Source organism: Pseudidiomarina fusca, from assembly GCF_032227045.1.
Classification (GTDB): Bacteria; Pseudomonadota; Gammaproteobacteria; order Enterobacterales; family Alteromonadaceae; genus Pseudidiomarina; species Pseudidiomarina fusca.
This window is the reverse complement of record NZ_JANFPJ010000016.1, coordinates 19,822-45,632: the sequence shown is the minus strand read 5'-3', so window position 1 is coordinate 45,632 and position 25,811 is coordinate 19,822. Positions and strand designations below refer to the sequence as shown.

Genomic DNA, 25,811 nt, shown 5'->3' with positions numbered 1-25,811 from the left:
CAGATATTTGATAAAGAGGCAGCATGAGCGATAGTAATTTGGAACAAGCCCAAGCAGATGGTAAATACATTCGCACTGTGCGTAGCTTTGTTAAGCGCGAAGGGCGTTTAACCAGAGGGCAAGCTGCTGCGTTAGAGCGAAGCTGGCCAACCATGGGGCTAACTCATCAGCAGGGTCTCTTAGATTTAACCCAAGTGTTTGGCCGCGAAGCACCTACAGTCTTAGAAATCGGCTTTGGTATGGGTAAATCATTAGTGGCTATGGCTGCAGCTGCACCAGAAAAGAACTTTATCGGAATCGAAGTGCATCGTCCTGGCGTGGGCGCTTGCTTGATGGAAGCCGAAACTGCAGGCCTCACTAATTTACGTGTTTACGAACACGATGCGGTTGAAGTTCTACGAGATTGTATTGCCGATGGTGCATTAGACACGGTTCAAGTTTTTTTTCCCGACCCTTGGCATAAAAAGCGTCATCATAAACGGCGTCTTATTCAGCCTGCTTTTGTTGAAGCCTTACGACCTAAATTAGCGCTGGGTGGTGTTTTGCACTTAGCCACGGATTGGGAAAACTACGCCGAGCATATGCTAGAAGTCATGTCTGGCGCTGCTAATTGGCGTAACCTAGCGGAAGACCAAGGATACATTCCGCGTCCTAGCGAACGCCCCCTTACCAAGTTTGAGCAACGAGGCGAGCGACTAGGTCATGGCGTTTGGGATTTGAAGTTTAGCCGGATAGGTTAAACTAACTGATCTAGTAAGGAATTTAAGTAACGCCGACCAAGCGCTGTAGCTTCCCAGCTATCACCTAGGTCAGTTAACAGTGCTTGCTCTGCCGGCTTAGCTAATGCCGGCGCAAGCACGGCTTCAGCTGCAGTCAAAGCTAATCCTGTGCGCTCGCAGAATAATTGTTTAGGGACTGCTTCGAATAAACGCAGATAATTCATGAAAAATTCAAACGGACGGTCTTCGTCCGATACCTGCCATTCTTTATAGCGTAGCGGCTTGGTTAAATCCAAATAGCCCTGCGGATGTTTGATTTTTTCGCATCGAAGCAGCTGATTTTGCTCTGGTAGTGAAATCTTACTATGCGCACCGCAGCCAATACCCAAGTAGTCACCAAAGGTCCAGTAGTTACGATTATGTCGGCTTTGATGACCCGGTTTCGCATAGGCACTCACTTCGTACTGCAGATAGCCAGCTGCTAATAAACGTTGATGCCCTAACTCCTGAATTTCCCAGAGAGTATCGTCATCAGGTAACTGGGGCGGCCTGCTGGCAAAGACCGTATTTGGTTCTATGGTTAATTGGTACCATGAGATGTGCGGTGGTTGCAGTGCAATAACTTGGTCTAAGTCGGCCATGGCTGCGGCGGTTGATTGGCCGGGTAGTCCATGCATTAAATCTAGATTAAAACTGCGTAGCGGCAAACTAGCAGCATGCTTAGCAGCTACTATAGCTTGCTGTGGATTATGAACCCTTCCTAGGGCGGTTAATTGTTCAGCTTGCAAACTTTGAACACCGATAGATAGGCGGTTTACCCCAGCATCCGCAAAACCGGCGAATCGCTCTGTCTCAAAGGTGCCAGGGTTGGCCTCTAGAGTGACTTCACAATCAGGTGCTAGCGGGATAAGCTTAGCAATGCCGTCCAGTAATTGCTTAATAGCTGCAGCCGAGAGCAAGCTTGGTGTTCCGCCACCAATAAAAATGCTTTGCAGTGACCGCTGTTGAACCCAGTCTAAGTCTGCTCGCAAATCATCTAATAAACGTGCAATGTAGGCCTGTTCAGGGATCTCTTGCTTTAAACCATGGGAGTTAAAGTCGCAGTAAGGGCATTTTTGTATACACCAAGGCACATGCACATACAAACTCAGTGGTGGCAGTTGCATCAGGCTCATTGGCTTGCCAAACTTAATTGCTGTAGCAACTGACGTAACGCTTGGCCGCGATGACTACGGGCCTGCTTTTCGGTTTTACTTAATTGTGCTGCTGAGCACTTTAATTCATCAATCCCAAAGATCGGGTCATAGCCGAAGCCTTCGCTACCTGTTGCTGCGGATAAAATATGACCATGCCAAATGCCATGGCAAATGATAGGAGTGGGGTCCTCAGCATGCGTTAGATAGACTAAGACACAGTGAAAGCTCGCCGTGCGCTGGGCCGGAGGAACCTCAGCTAATTGCTGTAATAATTTCTCGATATTCTGTTGGTCGGATGCTTTGCCACCATGGAGGTCAGCTGCGTATCTGGCAGAATAAATACCAGGAGCTCCGTGTAGGGCATCAACAGCTAGGCCAGAGTCATCAGCGAGAGCAGGTAATCCCGTATGTAAAGCTGCGTGACGTGCTTTTATGATGGCGTTTTCGACAAAGGTTAGCCCAGTTTCTTCGGCATCACTAAGTTGCCATTCTGATTGCGGACGAACCTGCCATGCTAACGGCGCTAATAACTCTTGCAGTTCTTTAACTTTGCCAGGGTTACCCGTAGCTAAAACAATTTCTCGCATCATACTTTACCCATATGTTAATTTGCTTGGTATTATAGAGCCATACGAGTCAGCCATAAAGAGGAATGCTAATTGATTGAAATCACCGGATTGATGTTATTAATGGGGTCACTATTGCTGGTCAGTATTTTAGCCGCAGTGGTATCTAATCGGTTGGGCGCTCCATTATTATTAACCTTTCTCGTGGTTGGCATGCTTGCTGGCGAAGAGGGCGTGTTAGGTATCGAGTTTGATAATCCTGCACTAGCATTCTTTATTGGCTCATTGGCATTGGTTATTATTCTTTTTGATGGTGGTATGCGTACCCACAAGGAACGCTTTCGAGTAGCCTTATGGCCGGCTATCAGCTTAGCCACCGTTGGTGTTGCCCTAACCTGTGCTATTACTGCGGCTGGGGTGGTGTGGTTATTTGATTTACCATGGCCAACAGCCTTATTAATAGGCGCCATTCTAAGTTCAACAGATGCCGCTGCCGTATTTGGCATCTTCCAATCGCAAAACCTACGAATTAAGCAACGGGTAGCTTCCACGCTAGAGATAGAGTCGGGTACCAACGACCCGATGGCGATTATTTTAACCATGACCCTCACCACTATGATTGCAACTGCAGCCGAGTTCTCTTGGCTAGCGATGAGCTTTGATGTGGTCAAACAATTAGTGATTGGCTTTGCTGCAGGGTGGTTAGGTGGACGCACCTTTATTTGGATGTCGCGTAAAATCTCCGTTCAGTTCACGTTTTTCCCATTATTTGCCGCAGCCTCAGCGGTGGTAGTGTTTGCGATTACCAGTGGTTTACAAGGCAGTGGTTACTTGGCGGTTTACCTCATGGGTTACCAAATTGGTAATTCACGGTTGCCGCAGTTGGTTCATATTTTGCAAGTGCAAGACGGTTTAGCTTGGCTGAGCCAGATTATGATGTTCTTAATTTTAGGCATGTTAGTGACGCCTTCGCATCTAATCGAATATTGGCCACTATCCCTATCTGTAGCAGCGTTAATGATATTTATTGCGCGCCCCATTGCAGTGGTTATTAGTTTACTACCCTTCGTCTTCCCTTGGCGTGAGCAAGTGTTCATGAGTTGGGTTGGATTGCGCGGTGCCGTACCTATCATCTTGGCATTGTATCCATGGTTGTCTGGAGTGCCAGACCAAGAACTGTTCTTCGATATCGCGTTTATGGTGGTGATGGTGTCATTGATAGTGCAGGGTTGGTCGTTGGCGCCTTTGGCGCGTTGGTTGGGGTTAGAGGTACCGGCTGTTGCTGAGCCTGACCAGCGCATGCCGTTAGACCGCATAGGTAGTAAGGACCCTCTAGAAGTGCTAGCTTACAGTGTAAGTGAACGTTCACCTGCATGTGATCATTACTGGTCTGATTTAACCATTCATGCTCCGGCAGAATTCGTCGGTTTGGTTCGGCAAGGGGAGTGGATTCAGAGTGTTGACCAGCCTCGCTTTGAAGAAGGCGATACGGTGATAGTGATGGCAAAAGTTCAGCACATTGATGAAATTAGTAAAGTGTTAGCTGCCGGCGGTAAACCGAAAGAAATTCAAACCAGTGAATTCTTTGGTGACTTTAGTTTACGTGGCAGTCTTAGTTTGGCTGAGGTAGCTAGCTTTTATCCGTTGGGAGAGCTCTCTGACGATTTGGCTGCGCTCACATTAAATGATTATTTTGACCGGAAATTCCACCGTCGTGTGGTGGTAGGTGACGACCTGAAGATTGGCCAAGTGCAATTAACGGTGCGCGAGTTAAATGAACATGGTGAGATCAGCCAAGTAGGGGTGAAGCTACTTGGCTAACTTGAGTTAATTAGCCCAAAACTCTTTGCTAAAACGTAGCTCTTGCTGTTGGTTACCCTGCTTAATAGTAATATAAAAGCGCAGTGTTTCTAGATGTGTGAACTCAACTTGAGTTAGATAATAGACAGCATCACCCTCTATGACCTCTTGAAATTCAAGAGTTTGCTGCATGCTCAACGGGTTCATCACATAACCACTAATAGCAACTTGTTGAGCCGGCTTACCTGCGATATCAGCAGCTAAAACTGCAATGTTCACGGTACCTAAGTACTTACTGCGTTGTAAATTATACTCTTTAGCCATTTCGGGACGCAGTAAGGTGGAGTTAAAGGCATTATAGTGGACTTCCCACGGTCCCAGTCGTTTACTTTGCTCAGCTTGGGCTGTTGCGCTTAACAGGGCCAGTAGCCCCAACACCGCAATGCTCAGCAAACGCACCCAGGTACAAGAGCTCAAACCACGGCTGGAACGATGGTAATTCATAATGCAAACCTCTCGATGATTTTTGTACAGCTAGTAATAAGCTTAAATCAGCATGTTACCCAGCAAAATGCGAACAAATTGAATACCTACGATGAGCACTAAAACCGATAAATCAAGCCCGCCAATAGGTGGGATGATACGTCGAATCGGCGCTAAAAAAGGCTCAGTTAACTGCGCGAGCATGGCTGTCATTGGATGATAACCTTGGCTAAACCAGCTCATTAAGGCACGGATCAGCGTGACCCAGAGTAAGATCGACAGAAATTGAAACACCACTAAGAACAAACTGTTGATTAATGCTGTGACCACCATAGGTAAAGGCGCATTAATCAGTATTTGTACTAGATAAATCTTAGCTACGGCCACCAGTAACGCCAAGACCACAGCGGCTAAGTCCCACCGACCTAAAGTCGGTAATACTGAGCGCAAGGGTAATACCAGCGGATTACTCACTTTGACCACAAACTGGCTCAGCGGATTGTAAAAATCGGCTCTTACCGCTTGCATCCATACGCGAAGAATCACCACCATCAAAAATAAGTCGAAAACAAAATCAACTAAAAAGGTTACGGCATTCATACTCTCAGTTTACCTTGTATTGGTGAGCCGCAACGTCATCGAGCTGCGGCTTTAGGGTCCGATTAAAACAGTTTAGCCATTTCTTGGTTACGTTGCACTGCTGCTTTGACTGCTTGCGCTGAAATCTTGTCAATCTCAGCGGCTTGATAAACCTCGATACCTTTTGCTGTAGAGCCGCCCTTACTGGTCACTTGCTTGCGTAAATCTTCCAACGAAAGCTCGCTAGCAATGGCCATTTCAGCTGCTCCTAGTGCCGTTTGTTGCACCATCGCTCGTGCTTTGTCAGCATCAAAACCTAATGCTGCTGCTGCTTTCTGTAAGCTTGCCATAAATTCAAAGAAGTATGCAGGACCACTGCCAGCTACAGCACCTAGAATGTCTAGTTGATCTTCATCGGCAACCCATAAAGTTGCACCTACGCCATTAAAGGCTGCAGTGATAAAGTCTTGGTCGGTTTGATCAACGCGGTCGTCAGCGACCAAGCCCGACATGCCTTGCCCTACGAGTGAAGGTGTATTAGGCATGACGCGAATCATACGAATCGAGTCACCTAAATACTGTCGATATTTTTCAATACGAATACCGGCGGCGATAGTAACAATCAGTTTGTCGCTAAGGTTAGGTACTTGCTCACGCAGCTGTTGGCAGACTTGCGCCATCAACTGCGGTTTTACCGCAAGCACAATAACATCGGCTTGCGTAGCAACCTGGATGTTATCTTGACTGGTATGAACCTTGAGTTTGTCTTGTAACAGCTGCAGCTTACCAGCGCTTGGGTTGCTAACGTAAATAAGCTCGTTGGAATACCCACTTCGGACCATCCCGCCAACGATGCTTTGGGTCATATTGCCGGCCCCAATAAAGGCGATTTTGCGTGGCGTGGTTGTCATCTGTGTCTCCTTGATTATTTGATTGAGTTGGTTCTGGCACCAAAAATAGCGGTGCCAACACGCACCATGGTTGAGCCATGAGCGATAGCAGCCGCAAGATCATTACTCATCCCCATGGATAGTGTATCTATCTGATCATATTGGGTCTGTAACTGTAAAAACAACCGCTGCATGGCGGCAAAGCTATGGGCTTGTTGGTCAGTACTAGCATCGGCTTGGGGAATCGTCATCAAACCGCGCAGCTGCAACTGCGGCAAACTAGCAATCAGCTGAGCCATTTGTTCTAGTTGCGCCGGTGCGATACCCGCTTTACTGGATTCGTCGTCAATATTTATCTGAATCAACACTTGTAACGGTGGGAGATGCGCTGGACGCTGTTGGCTTAAACGGCGTGCTATTTTTTCGCGATCAAGGCTATGTACCCAAGCAAAATGTTCAGCAATGTCTTTGGTTTTATTCGATTGAATGGGGCCGATAAAATGCCACGTAAGCGGTAAATGCTGCAACTGCGTAATCTTCTGTACGCCTTCTTGCACATAGTTTTCACCAAAGTCTACTTGGCCGGCGGCATGGGCAGCAGCAACATCAGCGGCTGGCTTAGTTTTGCTAACGGCCAGCAGTTGTACGCTATGCGGCTGGCGCTGGGCAGCTTGAGTTGCTTGCTTTATTTGGTTGCGGACTTCTTTTATCCGTTCAGCTATGTTATTTATCACTTGCTAACACTCACTATAAAGAGGCCGTTCAATGGATATCACTGAGTTACTCAGCTTTGCTGTTAAACATAAATCGTCAGACTTACATTTGTCAGCAGAGTCACCTCCTATGATACGGGTAGATGGTGACGTTCGTAAAATAAATATCCCGGCCTTATCGCACAAGCAAGTGCAAGAGCTGGTGTATGACATTATGAACGACCGCCAGCGTAAAGAGTACGAACAGAATCTAGAATGTGATTTCTCGTTTGAGGTACCGAATCTGGCGCGCTTTCGGGTTAACGCATTTGTACAAAACCGTGGTGCTGGCGCCGTCTTTCGTACTATTCCTAGCGAGGTTCTCACACTGGAACAACTGGGTGCTCCAGAGATCTTTAAAACGATCTCCGATAACCCTCGTGGACTCGTGTTAGTGACTGGGCCCACCGGTTCGGGTAAGTCTACGACCTTGGCGGCTATGGTGGATTACATTAATGAAAATAAATTTCATCACATTTTGACCATCGAAGATCCCATCGAGTTTGTTCATAAGAACAAACGTAGCTTGGTTAACCAACGTGAAGTGCATCGCGACACCCACAGTTTTAACAACGCATTACGCTCGGCCCTGCGTGAAGACCCTGATGTGATTTTAGTGGGTGAGATGCGTGATTTAGAAACCATTCGGTTAGCCATGACAGCAGCTGAAACTGGACACTTAGTGTTTGGTACCTTGCACACAACCTCGGCCCCAAAAACCATTGACCGGATTGTCGATGTGTTTCCGGGCGATGAGAAACCTATGATTCGCTCCATGTTATCTGAATCACTGCGCGCCGTGATTTCGCAAACCTTGCTGAAAAAGGTGGGGGGGGGGCGAGTTGCCGCTCATGAGATCATGATTGCGACATCTGCCATCAAGAACTTAATTCGCGAAGATAAAATTGCACAGATGTATTCGTCCATTCAAACGGGGGCTGCCCATGGCATGCAAACGCTTGACCAGTCGCTGCAAAACTTACTCAACCAAGGCACTGTAACCCGTGCTGACGCTAAAGCTAAAGCGAATCACAAGGATGCCTTCTAATGTCGGTGTTGGATAAGCTCTTAAAACTCATGGTGGAACGACAAAGTTCAGATTTGTTTATTTCGGCGGGGTTAGCTCCTAGTGCCAAAATTAATGGTGAGCTGCAGTCGTTAGCAGAACAGAAGTTGAGTGATAATGCGGCCTTAGCCATCGTCAAAGAAGCTCTTGGGGAGGATCATTTAGAGCAATTTATTACCCATAAAGAAGCCAATTTCGCGATTTTCCGCGAAGGCATTGGCCGGTTTCGGGTGAGTGCATTCTGGCAACGCCAAAAAGCCGGCATGGTAGTACGCCGTATTGTTACCGAGATACCTACAGTAGAGCAGCTTAAACTTCCTAGTATTCTAACCCAACTCATTATGAGTAAGCGCGGTTTGTTGCTAGTGGTAGGGGGCACAGGTACCGGTAAGTCAACCAGTTTGGCGGCTTTGATTGGCTACCGCAACCAGCATTCAAAGGGGCATATTCTGACCATTGAAGACCCCGTCGAATTTGTGCATGACCACGCTCAATGCATGGTCACACAGCGTGAGGTGGGGCAGGATACAGAATCCTTTGAGGCAGCATTAAAAAGCTCGTTACGGCAAGCTCCCGATGTGATTCTAGTCGGGGAGATACGTTCTCAAGAGACTATGGAATACGCTTTAACCTTTGCTGAAACAGGTCATTTGTGTGTGGCTACGTTGCACGCTAACAATGCCAACCAAGCGATTGAGCGGATCATGCAACTGGTGCCGAAAGAGAAGATTCACAAGCTCATGTTTGATTTATCGCTGAACCTACGTGGTATTGTGGCGCAACAGTTAGTTCCCACTACCGATGGGGGGCGTACTGCAGCCATTGAAATTCTACTCAATAGTCCGATCATTGCGGAGAAGATAGCCACCGGTGACATGGGCGAGTTAAAGGAAATCATGGCGCGTTCGCGTGAATTAGGCATGCAAACTTTTGACCAAGCTCTTTATGATCTCTACAAGGCGGGCCGTATTACATACGATAATGCGATGCGTCATGCAGATGCACCAAATGACTTACGCTTGCGGATCAAACTCAGTGGTGAAAATCACGGTGATGATGACAGTTCATTGAAGGGTGTTACCGTTGATCTAGACTGACATCAGTTAGGCTTTAGGCTAAACTAGGCGCCTTTGGTTTGTAGTTAAAAAGGATAAGATTAGATGCGCGTGCTAGGTATTGAAACCTCATGTGACGAAACCGGAATCGCCATATACGACACTGAACAAGGTCTGCTGGCTCATCAACTCTACTCGCAAGTAAAGTTGCATGCTGATTACGGTGGCGTGGTACCAGAACTAGCTTCGCGTGACCATGTAAGAAAAACCCTACCACTTGTTCAAGCCGCATTGGCACAAGCAAATTTAACCGCAGCTGATATCGATGGGGTTGCTTATACCGCCGGACCTGGACTCGTGGGTGCATTATTAGTAGGTTCTTGTATTGGTCGCAGTTTGGCCTATGGTTGGCAGGTACCAGCGGTAGCGGTACATCACATGGAAGGCCATTTACTGGCGCCAATGTTAGAAGATGATGTACCCGAGTTTCCATTTGTTGCTTTATTAGTATCGGGCGGACACACCCAATTAGTTCGGGTTAATGGTATTGGTGACTACCAGCTATTAGGTGAATCCATTGATGATGCGGCGGGTGAAGCTTTTGACAAAACAGCCAAATTGATGGGCTTGGACTATCCCGGCGGGCCACGATTAGCAAAACTGGCAACCCAAGGCCGACCACAGCAGTATCAATTTCCGCGGCCGATGACAGATCGACCTGGGTTAGATTTTTCATTCAGTGGTTTGAAAACCTTCGCTGCCAATACTATCGCGGCGTCCGATGGCTCCGAGCAAGCCTTAGCAGATATTGCTCGAGCCTTTCAAGATGCAGTGGTTGACACTCTATTGATCAAATGTCGGCGGGCGTTAGAACAAACCCAGCTTAAGCGTTTAGTGGTTGCTGGCGGGGTTAGCGCAAACCAACATTTACGTGAGCAACTGCAGCAATTTGCGCAGCGCATTGGTGGCAAAGTCTATTTTCCGCGCGGTGAATTCTGTACTGACAATGGTGCCATGATAGCTTTTGCCGGGGCACAGCGCCTGATGGCTGGTGAGCACGCAGATATTGCCATCAAGACCTTTCCACGCTGGCCATTAGAGCAACTTACGGCCATCACTCGCTAATTAAGATCGGTCGTTGTTGACCTCAGCGTTGTCATCAGGTGGCTGTTGTGGCCGCCTAATGCGACGCTCTTCGCCACTTCTAATACGCATAATATTGGATTGATGCCGCCATAGTATCAACAGCGAAATCATAATGACCGGTACTGTGTATTGTGGCTTGATAAAATAAGCAAAGAACGGCGCTAGGCTCACGGTGACGAGTGCCGCCACAGATGATACCCGGCTAATTCGAAACACCAAAATCCAGGTGGCAATCAGCAAGAGAGCCATTTCCCAAGCAACTGGAAACATCGCACCAAGAGCGGTAGCGACGGCTTTACCGCCGCGAAAGTGAAAGTACAACGGAAAGATATGGCCCAAACAAGCGGCTACTGCAATAAGCCCCAGAAAAAAGGGCTCAATGCCGAGAAAATAAGAACCCCAAACCGGAATCATGCCTTTGAGCACATCAAACCACAGTGTTAATACTGCGGGTAATTTGCCCCCGATTCGATAAACATTAGTGGCACCGGGATTATGCGAGCCGGCAGTGCGAGGGTCTGGTAAGCCGAACACGCGACATACCAAGACGGCACTACTGATAGAGCCGAATAAGTAAGCTGATAATATCGCCAGTACAATTAATGCACCCATGGTGATTTTTTTCCGGTCCGCTTTCCGTTACTATGCAAAGCCCATAGCATAAGCGCTTTACGCTTAAATTTCTATCAGTTACTGGTATGACAAATCATGGATAAAGTATTCGTAGAAGGGTTGGTGGTTGATGCCTACATAGGAGTGTACGATTGGGAGCATGAAAGCACCCAGCCGTTGGTCTTAGATTTAACTATGGCATGGGATAATGCCAAGGCCGCACGCTCTGAAGATTTGGCCGATGCACTTGATTACGACAGCTTGAGTAAAGCTGTTACTGCGCTCATTCAGCAGCGCCCCAGAGCTCTGATTGAAACCGTTGCAGAAGAGGTGGCTGAGCTTATTTTAACGCATTTCAAGGTGCCGCAAGTGACAGTAAAAGTAGGCAAGCCTCAAGCGGTTAAAGCTGCTCGCCAAACTGCCGTAGAGATCACTCGGAAGGCTTCGTGAGTAGAGTTTTATTAGGTATAGGTAGTAACAAGCAACGGCATCAGCATATTCAGGCTGGGGTGCTGGCGCTGTATCAACATTTTGCATCAGCAACGACGCCGATGCGAATCTCACGAGTATTTGAAAGTGCTGCAGTGGGTTTTGTGGGGCAGCCTTTTTTTAACTTAGTTGCAGAAGTTCAGACCCAGTTATCAGTAGCTGAGGTAAATCAAATCTGCAAAGAGATTGAACAGCAGTTTGGCCACAGCGCGGCAGCACCTAAATACAGTCCACGAACCTTAGATATTGATATGCTGTTGTTTGATGACCTGATAAGTCGAGAGCCAGTGCAACTGCCACGCGATGAGATTTTACATAATGCTTTTGTACTCTGGCCTTTAGCTGAATTGGTAGGCTCCTTGCCACATCCATGTACTGGTTTAACTTTTACTCAACATTGGCAACAATACAGTAGCTCTCAACAGTTACAACCTATATCATTTGACTTTGAGCAACTGCCTCATTTGTATCAGGTGACGCCATCAACCCTGATCACCAATAATTAAGCTATTAGCAAGGAACTAATCCCAGTGGATATTATTGAAGCTATTATTCTGGCCCTGGTTCAGGGGCTAACTGAATTTCTTCCGATTTCTAGTTCAGCGCACCTGATTTTGCCTTCGCAAGTTTTCGGTTGGCAAGATCAAGGTTTAGCCTTTGACGTTGCCGTGCATGTGGGAACCTTGCTGGCGGTCATCTTGTATTTTCGTCAAGAAGTAGGTCAGCTCCTGGTGGGCTGGGTAAATAGCATGCGTGGTCAACACAACGAACACAGCAGATTGGCGTGGTTAATGATTTGGGCCACTATTCCAGCTGGGTTGGCTGGCTTACTGGGGGGCGATTTAATTGAGAACTTTGCCCGTTCAGCGCTCGTGATTGCCACCACCACTATCCTGTTTGGTTTACTGTTATGGTACGCCGATGTGAAAGCTAGCGAGCGCCAAGGGTTAGCCGGATTGACCTTGAAACAAGCTGTTTTAGTTGGTTTGGCTCAAGCATTAGCACTTATTCCGGGTACCTCACGCTCAGGCATAACCATGACCGCAGGTATGCTGATTGGCCTAACCAAAACCGATGCTGCGCGTTTTTCGTTTTTGTTATCCATTCCTGTCATTATTATGGCGGGCGGCTACCAAGGCTTGAAATTAGTGCAACAACCCGCAGCGGTTGATTGGTTAGCCGTATTGACCGGGGTCGGGGTATCGTTTGTCGCGGCTTATTTCTGTATCCATTTCTTTTTACAGATCATTAGCCGTATGGGGATGCTGCCCTTTGTGCTCTACCGCCTAGCTTTGGGTATTATTTTGCTGCTATTTTTTATTTAACTGTAGATAACGTTATCCGCTGGCTAGCTGCCATTCGTTGATCACCTTCGCGTGGCGAGCTGATTGTAGCGCTGCTCCAATTTGAGGGCCTTGTAAAGCTTGGCCCTCAGCTTTGGCCGCCTCAATCACAGCAGCTGCGGATAACTTTTGAGCAGCCTCGAAACTGCGCTGAAAAGCTGCCAAGACGGGTTCCTTAATTCCGACACACTGCCACACCTTGAGCAGGTTAGTAAGCTGTTCGGGTTGCCGCCATAAATCAAACTGTCCCATGTAAGCGAAAGCCGCGTCGGCATTCCAAGTCGAGCTAGCACTGAGTTGCGCGCGACACAACTTGAGCGCCAGTTGACGATAGCTATTGGGAACCTTCAAGCGTTCACACAACTGCTGCGCTCGTTCAGGGTTCAGCGGATACAGGCTTAGGCAAAAGGCGATGAGAGGATCTGGGGTATCCAACTGACTCAAATAATGACGAGTTAACTTGATAATTGAAGCTGGTTGCAACTCGCTGAACCAAGGAGTTAAGGCGTGGGCATCGCTTAAGACCTGCCAGAATACCGCGGGGGTTGCACTGCTGAGTGCTTTTTCAGTTTCGCGCCAAACTCGCTCAGCACTTAAAGTTGCAAGTTCACCTTGGTCGGCTATGGTTCGCATTAACGCCATAGTTTCAGGAGCAACGGTAAAGCCATCAGCAGCAAAGCGAGCGGCAAAGCGCGCCACCCGTAATACCCGTAACGGATCTTCGACAAAGGCTGGAGAGACATGACGCAGTACCCGTTGCTGTAAATCTGCACGACCATGATAGGGATCAATCAACTTCCCGGAGTCACTTTGCGCTATGGCATTAATGGTCAGATCGCGGCGCATAAGATCTTGCTCCAAAGTCACCGACGGATCAGCTGCGATAGCGAAGCCTGTGTAGCCTTGGCCAGTTTTGCGTTCGGTTCTTGCAAGGGCATATTCGGCCTGCGTTTGCGGATGCAAAAATACTGGAAAGTCTTTGCCTACTTGGCGATAGCCTAAAGCCAGCATTTGTTGAGGAGTAGCACCAACTACCACATAATCACGTTCATGCACGGGCTTACCGAGTAACCTATCGCGCACGGCACCACCTACCAAATATATGTTCATGCCATACTCCCTTAATATTCTCGGTGCATCATCGCTAATCACTGGCAGTGATGCAAGTGAGTGGTTACACTGTAGCCATGCTCGACGCAAAACCTTACTTACAACCATCTAATTATAACAATAAGCGCAGCCGGTACGCCTTGGCTACCTTGATTTAATATAGTGATACAGACAGCATGTATTTGAATTATTTTGGTTTACACACAGAGCCCTTTTCGATCGCTCCAGATCCACAGTTTCTCTATTTGAGTGAGCGTCACCAAGAGGCGCTAGCGCATTTAAGTTATGGATTATCAGGTAGCGGTGGATTTATCTTACTCACAGGTGAAGTTGGTACCGGCAAGACGACGGTGTCACGTGCCCTGTTAGAACAATTACCAGAGCACACACAAACGGCATTTATTCTGAATCCGATGCTGAATTCACACGAGTTACTAGCTACGTTATGTGATGAGTTTGGGTTGCAATCAGCTGCTCAGCCAAAAAGCCGCAAAGACTCAGCATCCGGCCCATTAACGGACAAACAACTGACAGACTTGTTGAGTAAGTTTCTCCTGAGTGCACATCAAGCGGGTCAGCAATGTGTGGTGCTGATTGATGAAGCCCAACACTTACAACCCCAAGTATTAGAGCAATTGCGTTTATTAACCAATCTTGAAACCAACCAGCAGAAGCTATTGCGAGTTATTTTAATTGGTCAGCCTGAATTGCAAGATCTGCTGCGCCGTCGCGAGTTACGCCAGCTAGCACAGCGGATAACGGCTCGTTATCACTTATTACCATTACAATTGGCTGATACCGAACGCTATATTAATTACCGCTTGCAAGTTGCCGGAGCACAGCGCGGATTGTTTGAGCGCGCAGCGATACAGCGGGTACACCAAGCAAGCGAAGGGATCCCTCGACGGCTGAATCTACTTTGTGATAGGGCGTTACTCGCTGCCTATAACGATCAAACGCAAACGGTGACGGTAAAACATATTAAGCAGGCCGTGCTGGAATTGGATGGGGCGCCTGCAGCCACAACCAATTCTCGTAAGTGGTGGATATTGCCGGCAGCAGCAATTCTTGGTGGCGTTAGTGCTTGGCTGGCGTTGTATTTAATGAACCAAGTGAGCAGCCAAGTGAGCACAGATGGCTTAGCAGCGACTCCCATGGATACCACCATGGAAGTATCAGCGCCAAGTGTGTCGACACCCGCTGATTCTGCCGCTGTTCCAGCGATTGTGGCATTAACTCAGGTCTGGCAATTACCAGCACCACCAACAGAAGCAGCCGTGTGTAACTGGGTGGAGCAGTTCCAACTCATGTGTGTTACTGGTACCGCACGTATGGACCAACTGAAACAATTAAGTTGGCCATTATTGCTGCAGTTAGATGCTGGTCAGCACCAGTTTGTTGGCAGTATGGCAACCCAACCAGAAGCCGGCTGGAATGGTCGTTTTGTTGCCTTTATTCCGCAGCCACCGGGCTATGCTGATGAAGATTCGAGCCTGTACCAGCAATGGTTAGCGCAACAACTAAAAGAGTCTGGTAGTGCTGGTGAACAACCGCTGGTGCACCAGTTACGCCAGGTTCAAATGGCAGCAGGCTTGCCGGTTACGGGCGCGTTGGATGGTATCACTCTGGCTTGGTTAGCGGCGAACAGTCGGCTAGGCGGCCCGCGTTTGCAAGAGGAGCAATAAATGTCTTCAGTATTAAAAGCATTGCAGCGGCAGTCATCGCCACTGGTGCCTCAACCGAATCCCATTTGGTTAGCTAGTGCTACTCAGCCTCGAGGGCCTTATACAGGCCTAGTTGCAGTAGTCTTGGCGCTGCTGCTGTTTGTATTAAGTGCAGCTGCAGTTTGGTGGTGGTTACAGGATAATCAGGCACCTACGCAAGAAACATCAGCGCTGACGCCAATCCCCAGCTTAAACCAAGCAGCAACGCCGCCAGCAACGCCAGCGTATCGATTAGGTGAACCTTCGGCTATACGCGTTCCGGTTTGGCCAGAGCCAGTTGCAGTCACAACAGCCGAGCCAGCAACAGTAGCTGAAACCGCTGAAGCAACTGCGCCGGTAACAGCTAACGAGGCTAACGATAAGGTGATTTCACAAGGGCAAGGGTTGGATTTAAACGCGGTATCTCCCGAATTGCTGGCGGCCTTTGAAGATGCCTTAGCAAGTGGAGAGAATTCGGCGCAACAAAGTGTCGTTCCTACCATTTACGATTTAAACCTGAGTATGCAACGGCAAATTGGCAGTTTTAGTTACGATAGTCATCAATATTCATCTGATGCCACCGCACGCTGGATTGTTCTCGATGGGCGACGGCTCTTTGAAGGAGATAGCTTTGGTGCGGTGACGATTCTAAAAATTTCGCCGGCTCATGTGGTGATGTCAATGAACCAACAGGCTTTTCAGTTACCAGCCTTAGAAGACTGGACAAGACCCTAGTAGATCTGATATTAAAACACCTGTTTAAATTCGTTGTTTGATTTTTTCTGCCAACTGATTGAGAGAGGTGTGGTCATGGCTGATTATCGTGTACCCCGTGAAGATATGCAGTTTGTACTGCAGGATGTATTTAAAGTTCATGAAGACTGGGCCAAAATTGAGGCCTTTGCTGACGTCGATATTGACACTGCAGTTGCCATTATTGATGAAGGCGCGAAATTGGCAGAAAGCTTGATTGCTCCTAATGCTCGGGCTGCTGATGAAGAAGGCGTGAGTTTCGATAACGGCGTGGTAACCACCCCGCAAGGCTACAAAGAAAACTTCAAGCAACTGGCTGAAGGTGGTTGGGTAGGGGTGACTGCCAATCCTGACTTTGGTGGTATGGGCCTACCAAAATCCGTATCAGCGCAATATGAAGAAATGCTCTGTGCAGCGGATATCTCTTTCTCATTATATTCAGGCTTGACTGCTGGCGCTATCATGACCATCGATCAGCATGGCAGTGACGAGCTAAAAGCCACTTATTTAGAAAATATGATCAGTGGTAACTGGGCAGGTTCGATGTGTCTTACCGAACCTCATGCCGGTACCGATCTCGGTATTATTCGTACCAAAGCCATTCCTAATGAAGACGGTAGTTTTGCTATCAGCGGGACCAAGATTTTTATCACCGGTGGCGAACATGACCTCACTGACAACATCATACATTTGGTGTTAGCTAAGTTGCCCGACGCACCCGCAGGTAGTAAAGGCATCAGCTTATTCTTAGTGCCGAAGTTTCTGGTAAATGCTGATGGTTCTATTGGTGAGCGCAATGGCGTGCATTGTGGTTCAACGGAACACAAAATGGGTATTCATGCCTCTGCTACTTGTGTGATGAATTTTGATGGTGCCAAGGGTTGGCTGGTAGGTGAGCCGCACAAAGGTTTACCAGCGATGTTCACCATGATGAACTATGAGCGGTTAGGTGTAGGTATCCAAGGCCTTGGTGCTGCAGCTCGCTCTTATCAAAATGCGCTAGAGTATGCCCAAGACCGCATTCAAGGTCGTGGCGCTAAAGCTACGCAGCAGCCCGAGAAAGAAGCCGACCCTATTATTGTGCATGGCGATGTGCGGCGCATGCTGCTTACCATGAAAGCTTTCGTTGAAGGTGGCCGAGCGTTCTCAACTTATGTGGGGCAACAACTCGATTTAGCAAAATACGCAGCTGATGCAGAGACTCGCCAACGGGCCGAAGCGTTGGTGCAGTTGTTAACTCCAGTTGCCAAAGCCTTTTTAACGGACACTGGGTTTGAAGCCACTGTACTTGGTCAGCAAGTATTTGGCGGTCATGGCTTTATTCGCGAATGGGGACAAGAGCAGTTAGTTCGTGATTGTCGGATAGCGCAAATCTATGAAGGCACTAACGGCATTCAAGCTTTAGATTTATTAGGGCGCAAAGTTGCCGGTAGTCGAGGTGAACTCCTGAAACCACTCCTTGCGGATATCCAAGCGTTATTAGCTGAACCGTTAGCAGGATTTGAAGCAGAATATCAACAGCTTGCTGATGCTACGCAATTGGTACACCAAGTTACCGTGCAAGTATTAAGCAAGGTGATGGATGATGAAAATATCATTAACAGTGTCGCGGTAGAGTACCTGAACTTAATTGGTTACGTTGCTTTTGGTTACGTGTGGTTGCGTATGGCTGCGGCTGCTGCGCCGCAAGTTGCAGAAAAGCCACATCTAGCAAGTAAACTAAAAACAGCTAAGTTCTATATGGCGCGTATTTTACCGCGTATTGAAAGCCTAGCTACCACCATCAAAGATGGTAGCCAGAGCTTGTATCTACATGACTTGGGCGATTTTTAATCGCCCAACGATAGTAGGGTTGCATTGCCACCAACAGCAGTAATGTTGTTGGTGCGCGTTTTTTCAGTAACAAAACGGGTTAAGTAGTGTGGGCCACCAGCTTTTGGACCTGTACCTGACATACCACGGCCACCAAATGGCTGTACCCCTACCACCGCACCAATTTGGTTACGATTAATATAAACGTTACCGACATCAATCCGGCGGGCAATGTCCGCAGCAAAGGTTTCATTGCGGCTGTGAATACCAAAGGTCAAACCAAAACCAGTACCATTAATACTATCGATAACTTGATCTAAGCTGTCAGTGCTATAGCGAATAACGTGCAAGATCGGACCGAAGTTTTCTTTCACTAACTGATTAATAGAGTCAATTTCGATAGCCGTTGGTGCGACAAAAGTACCGCCTTGAGTGTATTCAGGCATCGGAGCACGCGCAATTAAGCGACCCGCTTGGCTAATATCGTTGATGTGCTGCTCAAGATTGTGTTTAGCTACGCCATCAATAACCGGACCTACGTCGGTTTCATGTAGCATAGGGTTGCCAACTTTTAGCTCGGCCATTGCACCTTTCAGAAGATCAATCACGCGATCGGCGATATCGTCCTGTACAAATAAGACGCGTAGGGCAGAACAACGCTGACCGGCGCTCTTGAAGGCACTAGCAACGATATCGGTAACTGCTTGCTCAGGCAATGCGGTGGAATCAATAAGCATCGCGTTTTGACCACCGGTTTCGGCAACCAATGGCACTATCGCACCTGTTCGGGCGGCCAAGGCGCGGTTAATTGCTTGGGCGGTGTAGGTTGAACCGGTAAAGCAGACGCCACCGATATCTTCTTGGGAAACTAGGAACGAACCAACCTCGGCACCGCTGCCTGGCATAAAGTGCAAGACATCACCAGGGATACCAGCCTCAAGCGCCAACTGCACGGCACGGAATGCAATAAAACCAGTTTGCTCAGCTGGTTTAGCGATAACACAGTTACCTGTAACCAGTGCTGCAGCCACCTGCCCTAAGAAAATAGCTAGTGGGAAGTTCCACGGGCTAATACAAATAAAGGTGCCGCGGCCTTGTAAGAATAGCTCGTTCGTTTCGCCCGTCGGGCCTGGTAGCGTGGTCCCTTGACCCATGAGTTCACGCGCTTGGACAGCGTAGTAGCGGCAGAAATCGACAGCTTCGCGTACTTCATCAATACCATCTTGTAAACTCTTGCCAGCCTCTAGCGTACACAGAGCAATCAACTCGTTACGATTCGCTTCCATCAGATCAGCGAGCTTCTCTAATGCTTTGGCTCGTACTTCAACATCGGTATCGCGCCAACGTCGATAAGCAGCATTGGCACTGGTTAGTGCTTGTTCCGCGAGGGCTTTGTCGCCCCAGCAAATGGTGCCAATGAGGCGATCGGTTTGTTGCGGGCTATGGATAGCAACCTGATGATGCGCATCAATCACATCGCCGTTAACAATCGGTCCTGCTTGCCATTGTTTGTCTTGGTATTGTTGTACTGCTGCAATAAAGTCATCTGCTTGTGAATGAATGTTCATATTCAATCCTAACGAGTTTTTCCGATCTGCAAAGATCTGCGTCGGCAAAGGAATTTTGGCATTAGCGAAATGGTCATGCTGATGCATGGTCGTTAAAGGGTGCTCAATCAAGTCGGCTACTGGAGTTTCCGGGTCCACTAACTTGTGCACAAAAGATGTATTAGCACCATTTTCAAGGAGGCGGCGCACCAAGTAGGGTAACAAGTCTTTGTGCGCACCAACCGGAGCGTAAATTCGCACGGTGGTATTCTCATCCTGCTCTAAGATGGTGTCATAGAGATCGTCACCCATACCGTGCAAGCGCTGAAATTCTATCCGTCGCTGATACTGCTTATTGAGTTCCCGAATAGCGACAACGGTGTGTGCATTGTGGGTAGCAAACTGCGGGTAAATAGCCCCATCGGTCGCGGCACTCAATAAGTAGTGAGCACAGGCTAAGTAAGACACGTCAGTATTGGCTTTGCGGGTAAACACTGGATAACCAGTTAGACCATTCACTTGGCAAAGTTTGATTTCTGTGTCCCAATACGCACCCTTTACCAAACGCACCGGAATCTCGTCGCCACATTCGCGCGCCAGCGCGGTCACCCAACATAATGTAGGTAATGCACGTTTTGAATAGGCTTGCACCACCAAACCAAAACGTGGCCAGCCTTTACAGACGCCGCTTCGATACACTTTCTCAAATAATTCTAGCGAAAGTTCAAGCCGGTCTGCTTCTTCTGCATCAATGCTGACTCCAACATCGGCCTCTTTGGCTAGTTTAACGAGCTCAGTTAAGCTTTGTGCCAGCTCAGTCATAACGCGCTCGTGATTAGCCACCTCATAGCGCGGGTGTAGGGCTGATAATTTTATTGAAATAGTTGGGCGTGGAGCCTTCGGGTTATTGAAGTTTTCTTTGCCAACTATCTTAATCGAATTGACATAATCGGCGTGATAGCGCTGCGCATCACGCATGGTTAATGCCGCCTCGCCAAGCATATCGTAAGAGTGCGTGTAGCCTTTATCGCGATTAGCACGACTGTTTTTCAGCGCTTCTTCAATAGTACGGCCTAAGACGAACTGGGTGCCCATAATTCGCATCGCTTGATACGTTGCTTTACGAACTACCGGTGTACTTAAACGACGAGTCAGGCGCTTAAATACACCACGAGGCGTTTCCATCGGCTGGCCGGTAGGGTTTATCCGATTGTTAGCAAAGGCGATGCCCCAAGTGCCGGTATTCACTAACCAAGAGGTACTTTGGCCCATATGTTTTTGCCAATCACCACCGGAAAGCCGATCTTGGATTAACGCATCAGCTGTTGTTGCGTCAGGAATACGTAATAAGGCTTCCGCGAGGCACATCAAAATGATGCCTTCTTTGGTATCTAAACTGTATTCTTGCAGGAACGCATCAATACCGCTGTTGTCAGCACGCTCACGAACTTTACCCACCAGTGCCGCAGCAGCTTGGGTAACAGCGTCAATTTGTTCAGGTTGATTCGGTACCAGTGTCATCAACTCACGCAAATAGGCATCTTCATCAACTAAATAGTTGGCGGTAATGGCCTGTTGGAGTCGACCGAGGTCGGCGCCGGAATACTGAGCCGCAAGCACTTCACTCGCTTTAAACATAGATTCTCCTGTAAGACTCAGCCGATGGCTGGCGGGGACATATTTTCGGCGCAAGTATAGGGCTTTTTGAGCGCCAGTAAAGCCCACCCGATCAGAATTTTTGTCGCTTTCTTGCGGGCGTATCAGCGCTACATTTTCGAGCACCGCCGATGGCGCCCACGTTGCATTTTTTAACCGCCAGTGTCAAGCCCTGATCAGTTGACCTGTAAGGAGTCTGCGAGTACCGTATGAGGCCTAACTAATGATGCATAGATGGAACCATTCGTGAGTCACCAACACAGCCAAGAAATAGAACTCAAACTTATCCTTGAGCCGCAGCAACGAGCAGCTGTCTTGCAACTTTGTGAGCAATTGGCCAAAGGTGCTGAGCATGACATTTTTGAACTTAACAATGCCTACTTTGATACCGATGATTTGCGTTTGCGTGAATACGATATGGGATTACGCATAAGGCAGCGTGGTGAGCACTTAGAACAAACAATTAAACTTGCCGGGCAGGTGTTAGGTGGCATGCATCAGCGGCCTGAATACAACAGGGTGATTGCCCAGCCAGTGCCTGATTTGACGTTGTTCGAAGAAGATATATGGCCGGATGACTTTCCGTTGTTTGATATTCAGCGCGAGCTAAAGGAAATTTTTCGTACCGATTTCACCCGCCATCGTTGGCGAATTCCCCAGGGCGATGGAATGATAGAACTGGTGTTCGATGAGGGTGAAATCATTGCCGCTGAGCACCGCCAACCCATCTGTGAAATTGAATTAGAAGTACAAGGTGCAGATACGGCCGCAGCGTATAAATTAGCACGCCGTTTTATTACCCGCGTGAACGCGAGAGTAGGAACCTTAAGCAAGGCAGCTCGGGGCTACTTGTTAGCTGGCAAGTCGGTATTAGAACCCTACACCCATGCTGACTTTGTCAGTCAACAAGGCCAAGACGATGTTGGTCAAGGGTTATATCGAGCATTAACTTACGCCTTGCAATACTGGCAACACAATGATGCCTGTTTAACCCAGCAGCCGTGTGTGCAGGCAGTGGCTGGTATTACTGATGGAATTCGTTTAAGTAAAGTGGTGTTGCAACAATTGGCCTTATTCGAAATTGATGTGAGTGACCATATTTTACGGTTAGAACAGATGCTGGGGCACTTGGGTTGGCTCAGTAGGTTTGATGGTCTCAATGAGCTGATAGCTGAAGATGGAGCTTATCATCGCGCGTTAAAGCAAAATACCAAGCTGTATGAACACATTTTGGAGCAACAGCAACATGCTGTGCAACTTGAGCTGGTGGTAAATTTGAGTAAACGTGATGATTATCAACTGACCTTATTTGAGCTAGGTGAGTTGTGTGCCCAACAACCTCGCCATGAACAACTTATGCAGACCCCGTTAAAGCAATGGGCCGTGCAGCGCTTACGAGATGACTGGCAATGGGTTGCTGAACCTTTCACGCGCGCTGAAGAAATGCGTCCAGAGCAATATCTCAAACAGTTACCGCAGCTGCAAAGTTCATTGCAGCTGGGCTATTGTGTAGGAGCGCTATTTGATCAACAAGATCGTGAGCAATTCCGGGCCCCCTGGTTAGATATGCTGCGCGGCATCCGAGAAATATTGGCGCTAAAACTACTACGAGAAGCCATTAAAGATACGGATGATATTAACACCGAGCGTCTACTTAGTTGGCAAGAGGTACAGTTAGAGTCGTTGCTATATGCCCTGGAACGCTCTCGCCGCTCGGCTATCAAACAAGAACCTTATTGGATTTTATAATGATAGATGCATCGGCCTTTGTCGCCTCAATCAGCCCCTTTATTGCGCGTACACTAGAGCAACAACCGCAAGCTATCGAGTGGCGACAACAGCCGGGATACCCACATCAGGTGGTGCTTCCAGCGCCAGAGAACTATTTGACCCTGGTGCAGCAAGAGTTACAGCAATGTACCGATGAGGCTAGCGCACAGCGTCAACTGCGGCAATTAAGACAACGTTGGTATGCAAGTTTGGCTGCGGCAGACCTGCTGCAGCAAATTAGCTTGGCGGACATGTTGCGACATTTAAGCGCAACTGCCGATGCTTTTATCATCGCCGCCGTTCAATGGCTGCGACCGCGTTTAACTGAGCGCTATGGTGAATTACTGGATAGTCAGGGAGTACCGCAACAGCTGTATGTGATTGGCATGGGTAAACTAGGCGGGGGAGAATTAAACTTTTCGTCAGATATCGACCTTATTTTTTGCTATCCAGAGCAAGCCGAGACACAACATCCGCGACGTCCGCTTGAAGCCAGTGTGTTTTTTACCAAGTACGCCCAAGCTCTTTTAGCCTTGCTAGACACTCCGACTGCTGATGGTCGAGTGTTTAGGATCGATTTACGCCTGCGTCCTTTTGGCCAATCTGGCCCACTGGTAGCCAGCATGGCCGCATTAGAATATTACTACCAAGAACAAGGCCGTGATTGGGAGCGCTATGCTATGGTTAAAGCGCGTTTAATTGGTGCGAGCGAGGTTGCTCAACAGCAATTTAGTGCGCTGCTAAGGCCATTTGTTTACCGCCGTTATATTGATTTTTCAGCGATTGATGCGCTGCGTAAAATGAAGGCGTTGATCACCCAAGAAACCCGCCGTCAGGGCGTTCGGAACAACATCAAGCTTGGTGCTGGGGGTATTCGTGAAATCGAGTTTATTGCGCAAGTCTTTCAGTTGATTCGAGGTGGACAGCAACGTCAACTACAAACCCAATCTTTGTATCAAGCTTATGCCGTGATCAAACAACAACAGTTGCTGGAACCGGCAGTGGTGGATGAGCTGCTACAAAGCTATGAGTTTTTGCGTAAGGTTGAGCATGTCTTGCAGGAACTGAATGACGAGCAAACACAGACATTGCCGGACCAAAATGATCAGCAACAGGCTATGGCGCAGGTATTTAAAGTCAGTTGGCCGGCATTGGTTGATCGAATTGATCAAGCGATGCAAAAGGTTCACCAACATTTTAGAGCCGTTATTGGCGCAACGGATGAAGACGACGAAGAAGCTGGTGAGTTACAACTGTTGTGGCAGGATATGATCGAAGACGACGCTGCCGTTGCTATTCTCATTGATGCTGGTTTGAACGCTGCCAGTGCCCAACAAATGTGGGCGCACATCAGTCAACTTCGTCAAGAGGTTCGGCGCCGTGGGAGCGGCCCTCGAGGACGCCAAGCAATGGCTCGATTAGTCCCCATCTTGATTGAGCAACTACTGGCTTATGAAGACGCTGAAGCAGTCTTAGAGCGCGTATTGCTAGTACTTCGAAAAATTATGAGCCGCACAGCTTACGTGGAGCTACTGGTTGAGAACAAAGGTGCTCGCGAGCAACTGCTGAAGCTATGTCGTGCCAGTTCATGGCTAGCGACACAGTTAGCACAGTACCCACTTTTATTAGATGAATTGATCGACCCTCAGCATCTGTATCAGTTGCCGCAACTGGCCGATTATGGCCGTCTGGTCGATGAATACTTGTTGCGGATCCCCGAGCAGGAGGCTGATTTAGAGGCGCAAATGGATGCACTGCGTCAGGCGCGTCAGGTCTTACAATTACGTATTGCCGCGGCAGATATCAGTGGCGCTCTGCCACTGATGAAAGTCAGTGACCACTTAACTTATTTAGCTGAAGCTATCATTGCCAAAGTTGTTCGTTTAGCTTGGTATCAGATGGCTGAAAAATACGGTAACCCAGCTGGTCAAGACAGTGACAATATGGGGTTTGCAGTACTCGCCTACGGCAAGTTGGGTGGTTTAGAGTTGGGTTATGGCTCAGATTTGGATTTGGTATTTATCGCTGATGCAGACTACGGCGGGGTGACGCAAGGCCCAAGAGAAATCGAGAATCAGCAATTCTATTTACGCCTAGCGCAACGTATTTTGCATCTGTTAACTACCCGAACTATGGTTGGGGTGTTGTATGATACGGATATGCGTTTGCGTCCATCTGGTAAGGCTGGACTACTGGTTACTCGACTAGACACTTACGCTAAATATTTAGCTGAGGATGCGTGGACTTGGGAGTTGCAGGCCTTAGTTCGGGCGCGGCCTGTATTTGGTCGTGAGGAGATACGTCAGCAATTGATTCAGTTGCGCCTACAGCGCTTATGCCAACAGCGCTCAGAAGATGAATTACGCGAACAAGTGGTGAGTATGCGTGAAAAAATGCGTGAGCACACCAAGCTAGCGGTAAACGAACAAGAGTTTGATTTAAAACAGGGCTATGGCGGTATTACAGATATTGAATTTTTAGTGCAGTACCTTACCTTAAGGTATGCTCATGACTACCCAGAACTTGCAACTTACACTGATAATATTCGAATTTTAGAAACTGCAGGCCAATTAAACTTGATGCCGACCGAGCAAGCACAACAATTAATCGAGACTTATATTAGATTACGAGAGCTGTCGCATCAATTGGCATTAGCAGAGCAAAGCAGCAAGACCCATCAAGATGTATCTGCCGCCCGAGCTGTGGTTGAAACAGCTTGGCAGCAATGGTTAGCTGCCAAGCAAGGTTAGATGTTGAACACGCA

The 25,811-nt window shown here is 48.1% G+C and carries 22 protein-coding genes; 13 read left to right on the top strand and 9 right to left on the bottom strand.

Annotated elements, in window-relative coordinates; translation table 11 throughout:
• The first annotated feature begins 23 nt into the window (after positions 1-23).
• A complete protein-coding gene (gene trmB, locus NOG12_RS09365) occupies positions 24-740 on the top strand; it encodes a tRNA (guanosine(46)-N7)-methyltransferase TrmB (protein ID WP_153827201.1) in 717 nt (238 codons plus the stop codon).
• On the opposite strand, the gene hemW is transcribed toward trmB, so the two are convergent.
• Both hemW and rdgB read right to left on the bottom strand, forming a co-directional pair.
• Positions 737-1,885 (bottom strand): radical SAM family heme chaperone HemW, encoded by a 1,149-nt coding sequence (hemW, locus tag NOG12_RS09360; protein ID WP_202912519.1) that lies wholly within the window; start codon positions 1,883-1,885, stop codon positions 737-739. The genes trmB and hemW overlap by 4 nt on opposite strands.
• A gap of 5 nt (positions 1,886-1,890) precedes the next feature.
• Positions 1,891-2,505, bottom strand: coding sequence for an RdgB/HAM1 family non-canonical purine NTP pyrophosphatase (gene rdgB / locus NOG12_RS09355; RefSeq protein ID WP_313933078.1), 615 nt, complete (start codon positions 2,503-2,505; stop codon positions 1,891-1,893).
• Positions 2,506-2,574: 69 nt separating this feature from the next.
• Between rdgB and NOG12_RS09350 the strand changes: the two genes are divergently transcribed.
• Complete coding sequence (locus tag NOG12_RS09350) at positions 2,575-4,302, top strand: potassium/proton antiporter (protein ID WP_267463283.1); 1,728 nt, start codon at positions 2,575-2,577, stop codon at positions 4,300-4,302.
• 6 nt (positions 4,303-4,308) lie between these two features.
• Here NOG12_RS09350 and NOG12_RS09345 read toward each other — a convergent pair whose 3' ends face one another.
• The 4 genes from NOG12_RS09345 to NOG12_RS09330 form a co-directional block, all read right to left on the bottom strand.
• Complete coding sequence (locus NOG12_RS09345; protein WP_313933077.1) at positions 4,309-4,785, bottom strand: DUF4426 domain-containing protein; 477 nt, start codon at positions 4,783-4,785, stop codon at positions 4,309-4,311.
• Between the two features lie 42 nt (positions 4,786-4,827).
• Positions 4,828-5,364: a YggT family protein gene (locus NOG12_RS09340; RefSeq protein WP_313933076.1), complete on the bottom strand. Its 537-nt coding sequence runs from the start codon at positions 5,362-5,364 to the stop codon at positions 4,828-4,830.
• A gap of 62 nt (positions 5,365-5,426) precedes the next feature.
• Positions 5,427-6,254: a pyrroline-5-carboxylate reductase gene (gene proC, locus NOG12_RS09335; protein ID WP_153827205.1), complete on the bottom strand. Its 828-nt coding sequence runs from the start codon at positions 6,252-6,254 to the stop codon at positions 5,427-5,429.
• A gap of 14 nt (positions 6,255-6,268) precedes the next feature.
• Positions 6,269-6,964 (bottom strand): YggS family pyridoxal phosphate-dependent enzyme, encoded by a 696-nt coding sequence (locus tag NOG12_RS09330; RefSeq protein ID WP_313933093.1) that lies wholly within the window; start codon positions 6,962-6,964, stop codon positions 6,269-6,271.
• A gap of 34 nt (positions 6,965-6,998) precedes the next feature.
• On the opposite strand from NOG12_RS09330, the gene NOG12_RS09325 reads away from it, so the two are divergent.
• From NOG12_RS09325 to tsaD, 3 genes are all read left to right on the top strand, one after another.
• Positions 6,999-8,033, top strand: a complete 1,035-nt coding sequence (locus tag NOG12_RS09325) for a type IV pilus twitching motility protein PilT (RefSeq protein ID WP_110076395.1) — start codon at positions 6,999-7,001, stop codon at positions 8,031-8,033.
• Complete coding sequence (locus NOG12_RS09320) at positions 8,033-9,148, top strand: PilT/PilU family type 4a pilus ATPase (RefSeq protein ID WP_110076394.1); 1,116 nt, start codon at positions 8,033-8,035, stop codon at positions 9,146-9,148. The genes NOG12_RS09325 and NOG12_RS09320 overlap by 1 nt, the downstream gene beginning before the upstream one ends.
• A 63-nt stretch (positions 9,149-9,211) precedes the next feature.
• Positions 9,212-10,231, top strand: a complete 1,020-nt coding sequence (gene tsaD, locus NOG12_RS09315; RefSeq protein WP_313933075.1) for a tRNA (adenosine(37)-N6)-threonylcarbamoyltransferase complex transferase subunit TsaD — start codon at positions 9,212-9,214, stop codon at positions 10,229-10,231.
• Here tsaD and plsY read toward each other — a convergent pair whose 3' ends face one another.
• Positions 10,232-10,864: a glycerol-3-phosphate 1-O-acyltransferase PlsY gene (plsY, locus tag NOG12_RS09310; RefSeq protein ID WP_110076392.1), complete on the bottom strand. Its 633-nt coding sequence runs from the start codon at positions 10,862-10,864 to the stop codon at positions 10,232-10,234.
• A gap of 96 nt (positions 10,865-10,960) precedes the next feature.
• Between plsY and folB the strand changes: the two genes are divergently transcribed.
• Genes folB through NOG12_RS09295 form a run of 3 tightly spaced genes read left to right on the top strand, consistent with a single transcriptional unit; the run spans position 10,961 to position 12,678 of the window.
• The gene (folB, locus tag NOG12_RS09305) at positions 10,961-11,314 is read left to right on the top strand and encodes a dihydroneopterin aldolase (RefSeq protein WP_110076391.1); all 354 of its coding nucleotides are present in this window, start codon (positions 10,961-10,963) and stop codon (positions 11,312-11,314) included.
• Positions 11,311-11,859 carry a 2-amino-4-hydroxy-6-hydroxymethyldihydropteridine diphosphokinase gene (gene folK / locus NOG12_RS09300; protein WP_162014593.1) on the top strand — a complete coding sequence of 183 codons (549 nt, stop codon included), beginning with the start codon at positions 11,311-11,313 and terminating at the stop codon, positions 11,857-11,859. The genes folB and folK overlap by 4 nt, the downstream gene beginning before the upstream one ends.
• A 24-nt stretch (positions 11,860-11,883) precedes the next feature.
• Positions 11,884-12,678: an undecaprenyl-diphosphate phosphatase gene (locus NOG12_RS09295; protein WP_313933074.1), complete on the top strand. Its 795-nt coding sequence runs from the start codon at positions 11,884-11,886 to the stop codon at positions 12,676-12,678.
• 12 nt (positions 12,679-12,690) lie between these two features.
• Here the strand turns inward: NOG12_RS09295 and NOG12_RS09290 are convergent, their stop codons facing one another.
• Positions 12,691-13,806, bottom strand: a complete 1,116-nt coding sequence (locus tag NOG12_RS09290; protein WP_313933073.1) for a tRNA nucleotidyltransferase/poly(A) polymerase-related protein — start codon at positions 13,804-13,806, stop codon at positions 12,691-12,693.
• Positions 13,807-13,982: 176 nt separating this feature from the next.
• Here NOG12_RS09290 and NOG12_RS09285 point away from each other — a divergent pair, with 176 nt between their 5' ends.
• The 3 genes from NOG12_RS09285 to NOG12_RS09275 all read left to right on the top strand — a co-directional run bounded on the left by NOG12_RS09285 (position 13,983) and on the right by NOG12_RS09275 (position 18,095).
• A complete protein-coding gene (locus tag NOG12_RS09285; protein ID WP_313933072.1) occupies positions 13,983-15,491 on the top strand; it encodes an AAA family ATPase in 1,509 nt (502 codons plus the stop codon).
• On the top strand, positions 15,492-16,244 hold the full coding sequence (locus NOG12_RS09280; protein WP_313933071.1) for a general secretion pathway protein GspB: 753 nt from the start codon (positions 15,492-15,494) through the stop codon (positions 16,242-16,244).
• A 75-nt stretch (positions 16,245-16,319) separates the two neighbouring features.
• On the top strand, positions 16,320-18,095 hold the full coding sequence (locus NOG12_RS09275; protein WP_153827211.1) for an acyl-CoA dehydrogenase C-terminal domain-containing protein: 1,776 nt from the start codon (positions 16,320-16,322) through the stop codon (positions 18,093-18,095).
• Here NOG12_RS09275 and putA read toward each other — a convergent pair.
• Positions 18,092-21,259, bottom strand: a complete 3,168-nt coding sequence (gene putA / locus NOG12_RS09270; RefSeq protein ID WP_153827212.1) for a bifunctional proline dehydrogenase/L-glutamate gamma-semialdehyde dehydrogenase PutA — start codon at positions 21,257-21,259, stop codon at positions 18,092-18,094. The genes NOG12_RS09275 and putA overlap by 4 nt on opposite strands.
• 264 nt (positions 21,260-21,523) lie before the next feature.
• On the opposite strand from putA, the gene NOG12_RS09265 reads away from it, so the two are divergent.
• Both NOG12_RS09265 and glnE read left to right on the top strand, forming a co-directional pair.
• Complete coding sequence (locus NOG12_RS09265; RefSeq protein ID WP_257119948.1) at positions 21,524-23,026, top strand: CYTH domain-containing protein; 1,503 nt, start codon at positions 21,524-21,526, stop codon at positions 23,024-23,026.
• Positions 23,026-25,797 (top strand): bifunctional [glutamate--ammonia ligase]-adenylyl-L-tyrosine phosphorylase/[glutamate--ammonia-ligase] adenylyltransferase, encoded by a 2,772-nt coding sequence (gene glnE, locus NOG12_RS09260; protein ID WP_153827214.1) that lies wholly within the window; start codon positions 23,026-23,028, stop codon positions 25,795-25,797. The genes NOG12_RS09265 and glnE overlap by 1 nt, the downstream gene beginning before the upstream one ends.
• Positions 25,798-25,811 lie beyond the last annotated feature (14 nt).